Here is a 1,684-nt window from a genome sequence, read left to right on the forward strand (position 1 = left end):
TCCCGTTTTCCCGGGGGCGCATGTTGTGTCTGTTTTACTTCAACGGAGAGTTTGATCCTGGCTCAGGATGAACGCTGGCGGCGTGCTTAACACATGCAAGTCGAACGATGATCCGGTGCTTGCACCGGGGATTAGTGGCGAACGGGTGAGTAACACGTGAGTAACCTGCCCTTAACTCTGGGATAAGCCTGGGAAACTGGGTCTAATACCGGATATGACTCCTCATCGCATGGTGGGGGGTGGAAAGCTTTATTGTGGTTTTGGATGGACTCGCGGCCTATCAGCTTGTTGGTGAGGTAATGGCTCACCAAGGCGACGACGGGTAGCCGGCCTGAGAGGGTGACCGGCCACACTGGGACTGAGACACGGCCCAGACTCCTACGGGAGGCAGCAGTGGGGAATATTGCACAATGGGCGCAAGCCTGATGCAGCGACGCCGCGTGAGGGATGACGGCCTTCGGGTTGTAAACCTCTTTCAGTAGGGAAGAAGCGAAAGTGACGGTACCTGCAGAAGAAGCGCCGGCTAACTACGTGCCAGCAGCCGCGGTAATACGTAGGGCGCAAGCGTTATCCGGAATTATTGGGCGTAAAGAGCTCGTAGGCGGTTTGTCGCGTCTGCCGTGAAAGTCCGGGGCTCAACTCCGGATCTGCGGTGGGTACGGGCAGACTAGAGTGATGTAGGGGAGACTGGAATTCCTGGTGTAGCGGTGAAATGCGCAGATATCAGGAGGAACACCGATGGCGAAGGCAGGTCTCTGGGCATTAACTGACGCTGAGGAGCGAAAGCATGGGGAGCGAACAGGATTAGATACCCTGGTAGTCCATGCCGTAAACGTTGGGCACTAGGTGTGGGGGACATTCCACGTTTTCCGCGCCGTAGCTAACGCATTAAGTGCCCCGCCTGGGGAGTACGGCCGCAAGGCTAAAACTCAAAGGAATTGACGGGGGCCCGCACAAGCGGCGGAGCATGCGGATTAATTCGATGCAACGCGAAGAACCTTACCAAGGCTTGACATGGGCCGGACCGGGCTGGAAACAGTCCTTCCCCTTTGGGGCCGGTTCACAGGTGGTGCATGGTTGTCGTCAGCTCGTGTCGTGAGATGTTGGGTTAAGTCCCGCAACGAGCGCAACCCTCGTTCCATGTTGCCAGCGCGTAATGGCGGGGACTCATGGGAGACTGCCGGGGTCAACTCGGAGGAAGGTGGGGACGACGTCAAATCATCATGCCCCTTATGTCTTGGGCTTCACGCATGCTACAATGGCCGGTACAAAGGGTTGCGATACTGTGAGGTGGAGCTAATCCCAAAAAGCCGGTCTCAGTTCGGATTGGGGTCTGCAACTCGACCCCATGAAGTCGGAGTCGCTAGTAATCGCAGATCAGCAACGCTGCGGTGAATACGTTCCCGGGCCTTGTACACACCGCCCGTCAAGTCACGAAAGTTGGTAACACCCGAAGCCGGTGGCCTAACCCCTTGTGGGAGGGAGCTGTCGAAGGTGGGACTGGCGATTGGGACTAAGTCGTAACAAGGTAGCCGTACCGGAAGGTGCGGCTGGATCACCTCCTTTCTAAGGAGCACCTACAACTTTCTCTGCCCCGTGTATGCGGGTGTGGTGGGGTTGTCAGGAGTACGCCCGTTGCGCAGACGCAAGTTCTGCGGCGGGTGCTCACGGGTGGAATATCAAC

1 rRNA gene is annotated in these 1,684 nt (G+C 57.3%); it reads left to right on the forward strand.

The features are described from left to right. Positions 1–39 precede the first annotated feature (39 nt). Positions 40–1,566 (forward strand): 16S ribosomal RNA (locus tag ARTB_RS21290). Positions 1,567–1,684 lie beyond the last annotated feature (118 nt).

The sequence above is a fragment of the Arthrobacter humicola genome (assembly GCF_022803015.1).
Taxonomy (GTDB): domain Bacteria; phylum Actinomycetota; class Actinomycetes; order Actinomycetales; family Micrococcaceae; genus Arthrobacter; species Arthrobacter humicola_A.